Origin of the sequence: Myroides sp. A21, assembly GCF_000807225.1 — a bacterium.
In the GTDB taxonomy this organism is placed as follows: Bacteria; Bacteroidota; Bacteroidia; order Flavobacteriales; family Flavobacteriaceae; genus Flavobacterium; species Flavobacterium odoratimimum.
The window spans coordinates 2,082,146-2,095,896 of sequence record NZ_CP010327.1 but is presented as its reverse complement, the minus strand read 5'-3'; the positions used below and the strand labels follow the sequence as shown (position 1 = coordinate 2,095,896).

Annotated in this window: 8 protein-coding genes, 2 tRNA genes and 3 rRNA genes; 3 read left to right on the top strand and 10 right to left on the bottom strand. The window is 38.1% G+C overall.

Annotated features, from left to right (window positions below):
• Positions 1-21: 21 nt before the first annotated feature.
• Entirely contained in the window at positions 22-378 is a 357-nt protein-coding gene (locus MYRA21_RS09515) for a CoA-binding protein (protein ID WP_006260600.1), read from the bottom strand.
• A 228-nt stretch (positions 379-606) separates the two neighbouring features.
• Here MYRA21_RS09515 and MYRA21_RS09510 point away from each other — a divergent pair, with 228 nt between their 5' ends.
• The 3 genes from MYRA21_RS09510 to MYRA21_RS09500 all read left to right on the top strand — a co-directional run bounded on the left by MYRA21_RS09510 (position 607) and on the right by MYRA21_RS09500 (position 4,800).
• Complete coding sequence (locus tag MYRA21_RS09510) at positions 607-1,317, top strand: OmpW family protein (protein ID WP_006257166.1); 711 nt, start codon at positions 607-609, stop codon at positions 1,315-1,317.
• A 112-nt stretch (positions 1,318-1,429) separates the two neighbouring features.
• A complete protein-coding gene (locus MYRA21_RS09505; RefSeq protein WP_006257167.1) occupies positions 1,430-2,752 on the top strand; it encodes an MATE family efflux transporter in 1,323 nt (440 codons plus the stop codon).
• A 95-nt stretch (positions 2,753-2,847) separates the two neighbouring features.
• Positions 2,848-4,800, top strand: a complete 1,953-nt coding sequence (locus MYRA21_RS09500) for a heavy metal translocating P-type ATPase (RefSeq protein ID WP_006260599.1) — start codon at positions 2,848-2,850, stop codon at positions 4,798-4,800.
• 40 nt (positions 4,801-4,840) lie between these two features.
• Here the strand turns inward: MYRA21_RS09500 and MYRA21_RS09495 are convergent, their stop codons facing one another.
• The 9 genes from MYRA21_RS09495 to MYRA21_RS09455 all read right to left on the bottom strand — a co-directional run bounded on the left by MYRA21_RS09495 (position 4,841) and on the right by MYRA21_RS09455 (position 13,706).
• On the bottom strand, positions 4,841-5,446 hold the full coding sequence (locus MYRA21_RS09495; RefSeq protein WP_006257169.1) for a hypothetical protein: 606 nt from the start codon (positions 5,444-5,446) through the stop codon (positions 4,841-4,843).
• Complete coding sequence (locus MYRA21_RS09490; RefSeq protein WP_006257170.1) at positions 5,433-5,873, bottom strand: RNA polymerase sigma factor; 441 nt, start codon at positions 5,871-5,873, stop codon at positions 5,433-5,435. The genes MYRA21_RS09495 and MYRA21_RS09490 overlap by 14 nt, the downstream gene beginning before the upstream one ends.
• Positions 5,874-5,953: 80 nt before the next feature.
• Positions 5,954-6,811, bottom strand: a complete 858-nt coding sequence (locus MYRA21_RS09485) for a TraB/GumN family protein (RefSeq protein WP_006260597.1) — start codon at positions 6,809-6,811, stop codon at positions 5,954-5,956.
• A 156-nt stretch (positions 6,812-6,967) separates the two neighbouring features.
• Positions 6,968-7,077, bottom strand: a 5S ribosomal RNA gene (gene rrf, locus MYRA21_RS09480).
• Between the two features lie 108 nt (positions 7,078-7,185).
• Positions 7,186-10,069 (bottom strand): 23S ribosomal RNA (locus tag MYRA21_RS09475).
• A 151-nt stretch (positions 10,070-10,220) separates the two neighbouring features.
• Positions 10,221-10,294 (bottom strand) — tRNA-Ala (locus MYRA21_RS09470).
• A gap of 91 nt (positions 10,295-10,385) precedes the next feature.
• Positions 10,386-10,459: transfer RNA gene (locus MYRA21_RS09465), tRNA-Ile, on the bottom strand.
• Between the two features lie 82 nt (positions 10,460-10,541).
• Positions 10,542-12,059, bottom strand: a 16S ribosomal RNA gene (locus tag MYRA21_RS09460).
• Together the 16S, 23S and 5S rRNA genes with 2 tRNA genes alongside form the textbook arrangement of a ribosomal RNA operon.
• Before the next feature lie 1,104 nt (positions 12,060-13,163).
• Entirely contained in the window at positions 13,164-13,706 is a 543-nt protein-coding gene (locus MYRA21_RS09455) for a hypothetical protein (protein ID WP_039328908.1), read from the bottom strand.
• Positions 13,707-13,751: the final 45 nt, after the last annotated feature.

Here is a 13,751-nt window from a genome sequence, read left to right as displayed (position 1 = left end):
AAGACCTTTATTGTTTTATCCCTAGAACTGCTCTGTACGTAGTAATACTAATGTACAGGCTTCTTCAGACTTAATACCAGCATCAGATAGTTTCTGAACAAACTCATTATTCTCCGTACCTGGATTAAAGATTACACGTCTAGGCTTTAGTTTTATAATCTCTTCATAATACTCTACTTGCCTTGCAGGATTAAGATACAAGGTCACTGTATCGATATCTCCTCCTGTATACCATTTAGTATGGATATTGACATCCTCTACCATTCCTTCTCTAAGTCCATGGGCTATCACCTCATGTCCATATTCTCTAAGCATCTTTATTGCCTTATTAGAATATCTTTCTTCTTTTAAAGAAGCACCTACAACTAATATTTTCATAATTTTTATATTTTTAACAGATTAATCACACAAATACATAAATTAAACCATAGATATATCAAAACATATTATATTTAGAAGCTAATCTACTTAGTTTAATAAATTATATTTTATAAATTTAGCTAATATTTAAACTTTTTTTACAACAAAAAGTATATAAATGATAAAAGTCATATTTCAGATATAAATTTAACAGTAATTTTACTCTAGAAATTTAAAATCTCAATTATGAAAAAGTTACTACTTTCAATTTTAGGAGCTGCATTATTCGTAAGCGGTTCTACATTCGCACAAGAAACGACTAGTGCACCTGAGAAACAAGATTATAAATGGCAAATGCGTCTACGTGGAGTAGGTGTTATTCCTCATAACAGAGCAGATATCGGAATCATCGGTGGACAAATCGATGTAAATAACAACTTTATCCCAGAATTAGATTTCACTTACTTCTTCACAGAAAACTTAGCTGCTGAGTTAATCTTAGGTACTACTAGACATACTGTAGGAACTATTGGGTCAAGTTTAGACAACCCAATTACTCAAGGGCCTAGCACAGCTAACGTAGATTTAGGAAGTGTATACTTATTACCTCCTACATTAATGTTCCAATACCACCACAAATTTGGTGAAGTATTTAAACCTTATGTTGGGGTTGGGGTGAACTATACTATTTTCTATAACGAAAAATCTGGTGTAGCGAAAGATATAAAATATGACAACAAATTTGGTTGGGGTTACCAATTCGGTTTTGATATTGATTTAACAGAGAAATTCTTTATCAACGTTGACTTCAAAAAGTTATTCTTAAAAACAGATGTTACTGTTGATGCTACTAACTTAGTGGCTCCAGGTGTAACAGGTGTTGATCAGTTAAATATTCCTGCAAAAGTAAAATTAGATCCAATGTTAATTGGTTTTGGTGTAGGAATGCGTTTTTAATTATTTAATGAGACATTTTTTTTTACCAGCCTTCTATGTACTGCATAGGAGGCTGGTTTTTTATTGTCTATTATTTAACCGACCTTTGCAACTTTATTGAAAACAATAAGATATGCAAACTACAATCAGTTTTAAAGAAATTAACAAACTAGCTATACCCGCTATTTTTGCAGGGGTATCAGAGTCCTTAATTTCTCTAACTGACATCGCCATCATCGGTAATGTAAAGGAAAATAGTGTAGAGGCATTAGGTGCTGTAGGCTTAGTAGGATCTTTTCTTTCTGCGATAATATGGATCGTAGCACAAACTAAAACTTCTATATCTGCTACCGTATCTCAACATCTAGGAGCCAATAGAATATTCGCTGTAAAGACCCTAGTACCACAGGCTATACTGTTTAACTTTTGCCTCAGTGTACTGCTATTCATATTCACTACTTTCTTCGTACACGAAATCTTTATCGCTTATAATGCAGAAGGCTTATTACTAACCTATGCTAAAGAATATTACTTAATACGTGCTTGGGGATTTCCGCTTACTCTAATTACCTTCGCTCTATATGGGGTTTTTAGGGGATTACAGAATACAATGTGGGCAATGAAATGTAGCTTAACTGGAGCTATTATCAATGTGGTATTAACGTACTACTTTGTCTTTGGTATAGAGGGGATATTGCCCGCTATGCATATCAAAGGGGCAGCTTATGCTAGTGTGATTGCACAGACGATTATGTTACTTATGGCATTCTATTACTTCTTTAAGCATACTCCTTTTAACCTAAAAGTAAGAAGAACGATTAACCCTTCACTAAAGCCATTAATCATTATGAGCTTTAACTTTATTATTCGTACAGCAACACTTAATGTAGCTATATATTTAGCTAATGCTTATGCCACAGGTTATGGCAAGAGTTACATCGCAGCACAAAGTATACTGATGAATATCTGGTTATTCTTCTCTTTCTTTATAGATGGCTATGCAAGTGCTGGTAATGCAATGTCAGGAAGGCTAGCAGGTGAAAAAAACTACCAGACGATGTGGTCACTCTCTAAGAGTATCAGTAAATACGCTATTATTATTTCACTGATCTTAATCGCTATCTGTGCGATTTTTTATAGACAAATCGGCTTACTCTTCAATCAAGATCCTGAAGTTATCAAGGTATTTATAAGCGTGTTTTGGTTAGTTCTCTTTATGCAACCTATCAACTCTCTTGCTTATATCTTTGATGGAATCTTTAAGGGAATGGGAGATGCTAAAGTACTTCGCAATAATTTACTGTTTGCTACCTTCTGTGGGTTCATCCCTACTCTATTACTGTTTGATTATTTAGATTTCAAATTATACAGTGTGTGGATTGCTTTCGGAGTGTGGATGTGCTGTCGTAGCTTCCCTTTAATGTACTTATTTAAAAAGAATTACGTAGATAAGTAAGCAATGCAACAGCATTGCAAACATGGCTTGACATTATTTATAATGATTATAAGGTGGTACATTTGCTTTAAACAAAAACAAAAAATCATCAAATTATGTGTCAAGAACATTCAAATCATAATCACTCGCATAACCATAGTGATCATAATCATGGACACGACCATGATCATGACCACAGCCACGGAGGAGAAAACACGAAGCTCTTTGTTGGCTTCAGTTTAGTTATGTTTTTTATAGGAGTCTTTCTTGCTAATATTATAAAAGCAGATTGGTTTATCAACAATAATACACTGAGGTTATCTTGGTATATCGTCGCTTATCTACCAGTAGCATTCCCTGTTCTAAAAGAAGCTGTGAAGTTAGGAGGCAAAGGAGATTTCTTTAATGAGTTCTCATTAATGGGAGTAGCTACGCTAGGTGCTTTCTTTATAGGTGAATACCCTGAAGGAGTAGCTGTAATGATATTCTATACCATCGGTGAAATATTCCAAGAGAGCGCTGTAAATAAAGCTAAAGGTAATATCAAGGCTCTACTAGACATACGCCCTAATGAAGCAACAGTATTTAGAAACAATGAATACACTGTTGTCAATCCAGAACAAGTAAGTATCGGAGAGATTATCCAAGTAAAAGTAGGTGAAAAGATTCCATTAGATGGAGAGCTATTAACGGACAAAGGTAGCTTTAATACTTCTGCCTTAACAGGTGAAAGTAAGCCAAGTACTTACGAGAAAGGAGAAACTGTTCTTACTGGGATGATTAACTTACAGAATGTAATCGAGGTTAAAACAACAAAGTTATATCAAGATAGTTCTCTTGCTAAAATCCTTCAAATGGTACAGGAAGCAAGTGCTCGAAAGGCTACAACAGAACTTTATATTAGAAAATTTGCTAAAGTATATACTCCTATCGTATTCTTTCTAGCTGTAGCTTTGACGATTATCCCTTATTTTGTATTAGGAGAAGGATATGAGTTTAAAACATGGTTAGAGCGTGCACTAGTATTCTTAGTAATTTCTTGTCCTTGTGCTTTAGTAATCTCCGTTCCATTAGGATACTTTGGAGGAATAGGGGCTGCTTCTAGAAACGGTATCTTGTTTAAAGGATCAAATTACTTAGAACTAATGGCTAAATTAGACATCGTAGTAATGGATAAAACAGGGACACTAACAGAAGGAGTATTCAAAGTTCAAAAAGTAGAAACTACTGTTGAACAAACTGAATTTGTAAGTATTGTGTCTGCTATTGAAAAACAATCTACACACCCTATTGCGAAGGCAATTGTAGAAGCTTATCCTACTTCCAAAACTGCAGAAGAGGTACATGAGATATCTGGAAAAGGATTAATGGGTAAAGTAGATGGCAAAGAAGTACTAGTTGGTAATACAGCTCTTTTAAAGCACTATAACATTAATTACCCAACGGAGATAGACGATATAGTAGAAAGTATCGTTATCGTTGCTATAAATAAAGAATACAGTGGATATATAACAATTGCTGATCAGATTAAAGTTGACTCTAAGGATGCAATCAAGCTGATGAAATCTCTTGGAGTGAAGAAAACTGTAATGCTAAGCGGTGATAAAAATACTATCACTCAAAAAGTAGCCAAAGAAACCAATATAGATCTAGCATTAGGAGGTTTGCTACCTGAAGGTAAGGTAGAGCAAGTAGAAAAGCTTAAAAAAGAACATCCTAATATGTCTATCGCATTCGTAGGAGATGGAATAAATGATGCACCTGTACTTGCGCTAAGTGATGTAGGTATTGCAATGGGAGGATTAGGAAGTGATGCAGCTATAGAAACAGCTGATGTCGTGATACAGACTGATCAACCTTCTAAGATTGCTACTGCAATGCATATAGGTAAAGAAACACGTAAAATAGTCATTCAGAATATTACACTAGCCTTAGTGGTTAAAGTCATAGTACTTATACTAGGTGCAGGTGGAGTAGCTACGATGTGGGAAGCTGTATTCGCAGATGTAGGAGTTGCCTTACTAGCAATCCTTAATGCTGTTAGAATTCAAAAGATGAAGTTTATATAGCTTAATACAAACAAAAATCCCGATAGTAATCGGGATTTTTTTATTCTTGTTCCTTAAACTGATTTAAGGTATCTTCTATCTGTTTCAGGTATTGTCCATATAGTTTTTTAATCCAATACTTGGCAATAAAATAAATTAGAACAACCATAATAATAGACACTATTCCTAAATACTTTAAAGCATGTAAATCACCTCCCAAAATAAGATCTAATTGAGATGAAGGAGATACAGCTAAAAGCAATAGAATACCAAAAGGAATAAGAGAATAACAAAAGTTCTCATACATTTGAATATACAACTTAACATTGTAATAGCTATCATATAAACTGTCTCTACTGTTTAATTCCAAAGAAGCAGATGTTTTATAAAAGCGATACATCTTCAAAATATAATATCCTGTAATAAGTACAAATATTCCATAGAATAGATAAAAACCTCCTATTCTAGTATCATCTATACGTAACAAACGAGGAGTAAAAGCTATAAAAACAATACTCAAAACCTGTATCCAAATCTCTTTTTTGACATTCCCTCTTATCTTGTCTAATGGTAAACAACCTACTTTTTCATTAAGCTTCTCAGACGCTACTATATCATTAGGCAGTTCCTGTTCCTGCCATGACTTCTTTAAATCATCTAAATTCATAGCCTTGATCTTTAATAATTTCTTGTAATTTACTTTTTGTTCTATTGAGTTTTACCCTAGCATTTCCTTCAGAAATACCAAGATTTCTTCCTATATCTTGATGAGAGAATCCTTCTAAATACAAAAATACGAGTGCCTTCTCTACGTCATTTAATAAATAGATAGCCTTATACAAATAGTGTACTTGGCTTTCTATATCCATATCAACTTCACTTGATTGCATACTTTTCATTTTCTCATCAAAAGCTTCATTTCGTCCAACTACTTGCTTAGCTTTCTTAAAATAAGTAATAGCTGTATTTAAAGCCACTCTATACATCCAAGTAGAGAATTGACTCTGCCCTTGAAAACGAGTATAAGACTTCCACAATTGTAAAACAATTTCTTGATACAAATCGTTTTGATCCTCTTGGTTATCCATATACATCTTAGATACTTTATATAAAATACCTTTATGCTTTTCAATTTGATCTAGAAAGGTTCGTTCTAAAATCTTGCTCACCTTAACTAATTATAAACAGCTTTTACTTGATATCCTTCTTTTTCTAATAACTTCAGAACTCCATACTCTCCACCAAGATGTGCGCTTCCTACAGCAAATACTGTTGACTTCTCTTTCATTATTTCTGGCATCTTAGCTACCCATTTAATATTTCTATTATCTAATAAGTCTTTCTTAAACTTAGTTGGTACAAACTTAGGGTCTGTTCCAAACTCATACAATGCTTCAATATCCTCATCTAAGAAAGATTGCTTCATCTCGTTATAATTCTTCTTATAAGCATTAACTTCTTTAAATTGATTAACCAATTCTTTAGGGGAATACATACTTTCCATCACTTTCTGTTGATCAATGAAATGTTCTAAACCAATTATTGATTTATTAGCTTGCAATGCTTTTTCAAAAAGTTCTAAATCATATCCTTTAACTTCACATGACACTAACTTAGACATCATTAATCCAACCAAAGCTATAGTTGAAAAGTTATTTACTTGCTCTAGTTCTAAATTATATTCTTCCTTCAGAATAGCCCCAAACTCAGCTAACTCTTCCTGGGACAATTGAGAAGATAAAGATTGCTCTGAAACAAACATTTTTTGCATATATGCCAATTCAACAGGATCACTAAAGTTAACCTCTAAAGCTAATTGCTCTGCGCTATCTAAAGCTTTTTGAACTTTGTCACTAATAATTAATTCATCCTTACACAAAATGTGAAATGTACCTAAAACATAAGAAGGCTTGTTCAAGCCCTTTCCAGAAACTTCCCATAATAAGCTTTTCTCTGATATATTAATATCTTGAGCAATACACTGAAAACTAACTAAAACAAATAATAAAATAAAAGAAAATACACGCTTCATAATTATGTAGTATTTATAGGGTTATAATATACATAGTAAGTATAAAATAGAATGAAACGTTACAAAAAAAGATTACTTTTTTATAAGTTCTTTTAAAAGGAATAATATACAAACAAAAAAATCCCCAACCTCATACGAGATTGGGGATTCTATAAAGAAAGGCGGCGACATACTCTCCCACTAGTTAGCAGTACCATCTGCGCTAGCGGGCTTAACTTCTCTGTTCGAAATGGGAAGAGGTGAGCCCCGCTGCAATAACCACCTTAAATCGGTTGTTACACAATTAGCGTAACTAATATTTTTAACTATATTGATATTTTAAACTTAACTATACCTTAGAAAGTTGCCCTCCCCTTGTATTAACAAGGGGAGATTCACATAAGCTTACGGGTTATTAGTACTACTCGACTTTGACATTACTGTCTTTACATCTATAGCCTATCAACGTTGTAATCTCCAACGACCCTTTAAAGAAATCTCATCTTGTGGTGGGTTTCGCACTTATATGCTTTCAGCGCTTATCCCTTCCCAACGTAGCTACTCTGCGATGCCCCTGGCGAGACAACAGATGCACTAGAGGTTGGTCCAATTCGGTCCTCTCGTACTAGAATCAGATCCACTCAAATTTCTAACGCCCACAGTAGATAGAGACCGAACTGTCTCACGACGTTCTGAACCCAGCTCGCGTGCCACTTTAATGGGCGAACAGCCCAACCCTTGGGACCTTCTCCAGCCCCAGGATGTGACGAGCCGACATCGAGGTGCCAAACCCCCCCGTCGATATGAGCTCTTGGGGGAGATCAGCCTGTTATCCCCGGCGTACCTTTTATCCTTTGAGCGATGGCCCTTCCATGCGGAACCACCGGATCACTATGCTCTACTTTCGTACCTGTTCGACTTGTTAGTCTTTCAGTCAAGCTCCCTTATACCATTGCACTCTACGCACGGTTACCAAGCGTGCTGAGGGAACCTTTAGAAGCCTCCGTTACTCTTTTGGAGGCGACCACCCCAGTCAAACTACCCACCAAGCAATGTCCTCCCCAATAAGGGAGTTAGATCTCAAATAAGCAAAGGGTGGTATTTCAACAATGACTCCACAACGCCTAGCGACGCCATTTCACAGTCTCCCACCTATCCTACACATCACTTATCCAAGAACAATACTAAGCTATAGTAAAGGTGCACAGGGTCTTTTCGTCCCACTGCGGGTAATCGGCATCTTCACCGATACTACAATTTCACCGAGCTCATGGCTGAGACAGTGTCCAGATCGTTACACCATTCGTGCAGGTCGGAACTTACCCGACAAGGAATTTCGCTACCTTAGGACCGTTATAGTTACGGCCGCCGTTTACTGGGGCTTCAATTCAATGCTTCTCCGAAGATAACATCTCCTCTTAACCTTCCAGCACCGGGCAGGTGTCAGGCCCTATACGTCATCTTACGATTTTGCAGAGCCCTGTGTTTTTGATAAACAGTCGCCTGGACCTTTTCACTGCGGCCAGCTTGCGCTGGCGACCTTTCTCCCGAAGTTACAGGTCTATTTTGCCTAGTTCCTTAGCCATGAATCTCTCGAGCGCCTTAGGATACTCTCCTCGACTACCTGTGTCGGTTTACGGTACGGGTACTAATAATCTAAGTTTAGAAGCTTTTCTTGACAGCCCTTAGGCACACTATCTCGTTGTCCGAAGACTCAAAGTACTATCGCATTTCTCCAAGTCTGACGCATTTTACTATCAAACCTATAGGTACGTGCTTCAACGAACTATTCCGTCAGTTCGCGGTGCTTTCATCACTGTGTCACTCCATCACAATTATCAGTAGTACGGGAATATTAACCCGTTGGCCATCGACGTCCCCCTTCGGGTGTGCCTTAGGTCCCGACTAACCCTCAGCTGATTAGCATAGCTGAGGAAACCTTAGTCTTACGGCGGGGGTGTTTCTCGCACCCCTTATCGTTACTTATGCCTACATTTTCTTTTCTAAAAGCTCCAGCAATTCTCACAAATCACCTTCTGCGCCGTTAGAATGCTCCCCTACCACTCACGCAACTAAATGCGCAAATCCATAGCTTCGGTAGTATACTTATGCCCGATTATTATCCATGCTCGATCGCTCGACTAGTGAGCTGTTACGCACTCTTTAAATGAATGGCTGCTTCCAAGCCAACATCCTAGCTGTCTGGGCAATCAAACCGCGTTTTTTCAACTTAGCATACATTTGGGGACCTTAGCTGATGGTCTGGGTTCTTTCCCTCTCGGACATGGACCTTAGCACCCATGCCCTCACTGATGATTATCATTACTTAGCATTCGGAGTTTGTCAGGAATTGGTAGGCGGTGAAGCCCCCGCATCCAATCAGTAGCTCTACCTCTAAGTAACTATCGATCATCGCTGCACCTAAATGCATTTCGGGGAGTACGAGCTATTTCCGAGTTTGATTGGCCTTTCACCCCTACCCACAGGTCATCCGAAAACTTTTCAGCGTTAAACGGTTCGGTCCTCCATTTAGTGTTACCTAAACTTCAACCTGCCCATGGGTAGATCACACGGTTTCGCGTCTACCACTACTGACTTAAGCGCCCTATTAAGACTCGCTTTCGCTACGGATCCATGACTTAATCACTTATCCTTGCCAGCAACGGTAACTCGTAGGCTCATTATGCAAAAGGCACGCCGTCACTTCACGTAGAAGCTCCGACCGCTTGTAGGCGTATGGTTTCAGGATCTATTTCACTCCGTTATTCACGGTTCTTTTCACCTTTCCCTCACGGTACTGGTTCACTATCGGTCTCTCAGGAGTATTTAGCCTTAGCGGATGGTCCCGCCAGTTTCAATCAAGGTTTCACGTGCCCCGACCTACTCAGGATACCACTATTCTTATCTTCTCTTACCAATACGGGACTATCACCCTCTTCGGTTTACCTTTCCAGGTAATTCTTATTAAATCCGCAAGAAATGTCGTGGTCCTACAACCCCAAAATTGCCGTAACAACTTTGGTTTGGGCTATTCCGCGTTCGCTCGCCACTACTTACGGAATCACTTTTGTTTTCTTCTCCTCCGCCTACTTAGATGTTTCAGTTCAGCGGGTTCGCCTCCATATTGGATAGTATGTCTTCAACATACTGGGTTGCCCCATTCGGATATCTACGGATCAATTCGTGTGTGCCAATCCCCGTAGCTTTTCGCAGCTTATCACGTCCTTCTTCGCCTCTGAGAGCCTAGGCATTCCCCATACGCCCTTATTTTGCTTATGTGCTTACAATTCTTTCGAATCGTACTTTCTATATATTTCTATATCTTTTTTATTCTTTCTAACTGTTTTGTTAGTTAAGTTTTATCAATATGTCAATGAACTTGTGGCGAATCGCCACTGATAATTAAACCAGCTTTGATATTATGCCGTAGTGGAGAATATCGGAGTCGAACCGATGACCTCCTGCGTGCAAGGCAGGCGCTCTAGCCAGCTGAGCTAATCCCCCGTATCTAGTGTTTGGTTAACAGCTTACAGTTAACAGTAACTTTTGGGCGGTTAGTTTAACCTCTAGTATTTCCTTCAAATTAGTAAATTAGTAGTCCCGGGCAGACTCGAACTGCCGACCCCTACATTATCAGTGTAGTACTCTAACCAGCTGAGCTACGAGACTCTGTATTACTTAATTCTTTTATTCTTTTTTTTTGGTATTAACAGCGAGAGTAAAGTATCATACTTCTATAATTATTCTCTAGAAAGGAGGTGTTCCAGCCGCACCTTCCGGTACGGCTACCTTGTTACGACTTAGCCCTAGTTACTAGTTTTACCCTAGGCAGCTCCTTGCGGTCACCGACTTCAGGTACCCCCAGCTTCCATGGCTTGACGGGCGGTGTGTACAAGGCCCGGGAACGTATTCACCGGATCATGGCTGATATCCGATTACTAGCGATTCCAGCTTCATAGAGTCGAGTTGCAGACTCCAATCCGAACTGAGACAAGCTTTGGAGATTCGCATCCTGTTGCCAGGTAGCTGCTTTCTGTACTTGCCATTGTAGCACGTGTGTAGCCCAGGACGTAAGGGCCGTGATGATTTGACGTCATCCCCACCTTCCTCACGGTTTGCACCGGCAGTCTTGCTAGAGTCCCCGCCTTAACGCGCTGGTAACTAACAATAGGGGTTGCGCTCGTTATAGGACTTAACCTGACACCTCACGGCACGAGCTGACGACAACCATGCAGCACCTTGTAAATTGTCCGAAGAAAAATCTGTTTCCAAATCTGTCAATCTACATTTAAGCCCTGGTAAGGTTCCTCGCGTATCATCGAATTAAACCACATGCTCCACCGCTTGTGCGGGCCCCCGTCAATTCCTTTGAGTTTCATTCTTGCGAACGTACTCCCCAGGTGGGATACTTATCACTTTCGCTTAGCCACTCAGTCCGAAAACCGAACAGCTAGTATCCATCGTTTACGGCGTGGACTACCAGGGTATCTAATCCTGTTCGCTCCCCACGCTTTCGTTCATCAGCGTCAATAAATACGTAGTAACCTGCCTTCGCAATTGGTATTCCATGTAATATCTAAGCATTTCACCGCTACACTACATATTCTAGTTACTTCCATACTATTCAAGCTCTGCAGTATCAATGGCAGTGTCCTAGTTAAGCTAGGAAATTTCACCACTGACTTACAAAGCCGCCTACGAACCCTTTAAACCCAATAATTCCGGATAACGCTCGGATCCTCCGTATTACCGCGGCTGCTGGCACGGAGTTAGCCGATCCTTATTCTTACAGTACCGTCAAGTCCCTACTCGTAGGGAGGTTTCTTCCTGTACAAAAGCAGTTTACAATCCATAGGACCGTCATCCTGCACGCGGCATGGCTGGTTCAGAGTTGCCTCCATTGACCAATATTCCTCACTGCTGCCTCCCGTAGGAGTCTGGTCCGTGTCTCAGTACCAGTGTGGGGGATCTCCCTCTCAGGACCCCTAATCATCGTTGCCTTGGTATGCCGTTACCACACCAACTAGCTAATGATACGCATGCCCATCTTATACCGATAAATCTTTATTATCAATACGATGCCATATCGATAAACCATGGAGCATTAATCCGAATTTCTTCGGGCTATTCCCCTGTATAAGGTAGGTTGCATACGCGTTACTCACCCGTGCGCCGGTCTCAAAAAAGCAAGCTCTTTCTACCCCTCGACTTGCATGTGTTAGGCCTGCCGCTAGCGTTCATCCTGAGCCAGGATCAAACTCTTCATCGTATATTTTTAATTTCGTAAATTAAAAAAGTATAATTCCAAATCTTTGCGATTTGCCTTACTCTCTTATTTGTATGCTGTCAATCCAATATGTTTATGAACGTGTCTTCTTATTTCTAAGTCTCACTTGTTTTTCAAAGCGAGTGCAAAAGTAAAAACTTATTTTGAATTAGCAAAACTTTTTAAGAAAATATTTTTCTTTATTTTTTCGCTCAACTCCCGTTTTTACTGAAGCGGACTGCAAAGATACTACCTTATTTTTCACTTATGCAAATTTATTTTTGTAAATTTTTTAAAGCTTATTTTCTAGTCGCTCTTGCTTCACTTTTTGTTTATGATCGTCTGCCTCTAGAGTCGTTATCACTTCTCTAATGCGGATGCAAAAGTAGTATCTTTTCCCTTACTTCCAAACTTATCTTTGCCTTTTTTTAAAGGTTTTTGAAAACTATTTCATAACTCTCTATTATATCACCTTTTACGAGAGAAAGTTTTTTTGTCTTTTTTTAAAGGTTATAACGTTATGGCGTCTCTATACTATATATACGTAAAGAGCAGTACTTAATATTGTACTCTATTATATATATGTAATAATTGAGAATATACCTTCTTATACCCTTTCTATCTATTTATAGATGTTACTTTATCCTATATAGAGGTGTTTTATCTACTTTTTTGTAGTTGATCTACTTATATAGGTGTGTGTGTTTTGAAGAAAAGTCCCTTATTATATGGCTATTATCTTGTTTCGAAGAAAAACAGATGTACTTTTTTTATTCTCACATTGAGTAATTATCATCGTAAACAATTGTCTATCAAAAAGTAAAGTAAATTACCAGTATTATCTTTCTAAAGCCAAAACACTTCTGTATCCCAGTAATAGCAAGCCTTTATGCCTACTTCTTCAACACCGCTTCAACATTTCTCCAAAATTACTCTACCTGAGCACCTCTTTCTTGAAGCAATATTGAAGAGGTCTTGTCGCACTCTTGAAGAGGGGGCTTAAAATATAGTAACAAAAAAGCCCTAGACTATATGATCTAGGGCTGCGGGTAATACATTCTTTAATGAAAAAAGCTCTTACCTACTGACAAGAGCTTTACTCTATAATTATTTCTTTTCTTTAAAGGATTCAAGCATTGAAGTCATCACGCTCTCATATTTCTTCTTTTTAACCATAGTAGTCCAGCTCACTATTTGATAGTATCTATCTTTTCCTTCTATACAAGCTAGTTTATAATGAACGAGAGTCCCATCTAAATCTCCATCATAACTAGTCAAATAAGCAGGTAGTCCATTCACACTAGTCTGTTCTAGTTCTGTATCTTGTTTTAAATTCAAACTAGAAGCGATAGAAGAATTTGCTAATTCAGCATATACTTTAAAGTTAGGAACTGGATTGCCATAAACCTCTTCAACAATCTCCTTAAACTCTACCTTATTATCTTCCACTATCACTACATAGAAATCATCCTTTTTATTTTCCATTTGAAAGATGGCATCTTTATTCAGGTTTTTGGCAAGAGAGAGTTCACTAGGAACCTCTATCGTCCCCAAATCACCAATATTTACTTCTTTAGGCACTGTAGACTCACTACAAGAAATCAAAAAGAAAGTAAATAAACTCATCATTATGACAATACTTCTTATCATCGTTATTCTGTTATTTTAAATATTATAGGATTGTAAAGGAACAAA